This window comes from Dendronalium phyllosphericum CENA369 (genome assembly GCF_016056275.1).
Taxonomy (GTDB): domain Bacteria; phylum Cyanobacteriota; class Cyanobacteriia; order Cyanobacteriales; family Nostocaceae; genus Dendronalium; species Dendronalium phyllosphericum.
In genome coordinates, this window is record NZ_JAECZA010000335.1 from 1 (window position 1) to 1,376 (window position 1,376).

The window sequence follows — 1,376 nt, forward strand, 5'->3', positions numbered from 1 at the left end:
ATTGAAAGTGCTTGACTTGGTTGGAAATATGTAAAAACTGGTCGTCTCTATCTGGATGAGATAAGCCATCACGGGTTTTACGATTTGATTGTAAGCTGTAACCAAGTGATTCAAGTAAGTTGTAAACACTTTTAGGACTAGTCCTATGTCCACCAATGTTTAATGCCTCAGCTAGTTTCACTACACTTTTAGAAGTCCATTTTAGAGGCGATTCTGGATCTCCCAGCGTTACTGGTTCAATCAACGATTCTAAATCTGATAGCAGCATCGCGTCTTTTTCTTCCAGTAGTTTACGTCCAGCACCTGACGAACGAATTCGATTACTATCGCCATTCGAGGTTTCTTCCTCCGAAGCGTCTAACAATAACCTTATCCCCGCATGGATTGTAGTCCGGGATAGTCCAGTTGCGAGCGCAACCTGGCTGATACCTCCCCACCCCAAGCTTTGGGCTTCAATTGCTGCCCAGATACGCCGTGTTTTCTCGTTCAAATAAGGCGATAACAAATCGTACTTGCCTTGAATGCTTTTGATTTCCTGGTTATTAGACATTTAACGCTGTAATTTGATTACATTATGATTGTCTAACTATTTAGAAAATTGTTTAATTTATTTTTACATGATGCCTTACGTGATTATGATGGTGAATCTGCATTAATACAGTGCAAATCGCTTTGGTACGACAAAATAACAACAGAATTACCGACACTGGGCGAGGCTTTTAAGAGTGCATTTGGTAGAGCCGTCGCTGTTTCACTGTCAAAGATTCCAATTGCACCAACGCCATCCCAAACACAAAAAACAACACATATATGTAGCGACCTGCAATGCTAATCGCTCAAACCTGCAATCAAGACATTTACAAACCAGGATTATTTGCAACTATAATTGCGCTTCAGCCAGGATTAATTGCAACTGAGCCAGGATTAAATGCAACCAACCTGCAATCATCGGTTTGAGCCAGGATTATTTGCAACTATAAATGAACCTACATCGGATTGCACTTTCAATTGACTCAAAGTGGCAGCCCCGCCGCCAACATTTGCTCCTGCAATTCACGCGCACGCGTTGGGTCAAGTTGACCACGAAACAACAACTTAATTTCAGCCGGTTTGGCATTGAACTGTTCCGCCAAGTCCCTCACGTTATAGCCATGTCGGGTGAGAGTTGGTTCCAAATCGTCAAGAAGCTTCGACAGCACTGACTCAATAATCACCGCAGTCACAGGCTTGACTGCAACTCGGTACGCAGCCTCTAAAGCTAGTGTCAAATGTTGTTCGATTTGTAGTGGAGTTCTCAGCCTCGCAGCAAGTAATTCAATAGCAGAGGCCTCTAGGATGTCACTAATAGAAGTATCATCCGCAGTACATTCAGATAC

Annotated in this window: 1 protein-coding gene and 1 pseudogene; both read right to left on the reverse strand. The window is 42.9% G+C overall.

Annotation, left to right across the window (positions count from 1 at the left end; all coding sequences use genetic code 11):
* Window positions 1-550, reverse strand: a 550-nt coding sequence (locus I8752_RS36685; protein ID WP_422615227.1) for an ISAzo13-like element transposase-related protein, incomplete at its 3' end; no start/stop codon positions are given.
* 463 nt (window positions 551-1,013) lie between these two features.
* A pseudogene (locus tag I8752_RS36690) lies at window positions 1,014-1,376 on the reverse strand (ExeA family protein); the annotation flags it as partial.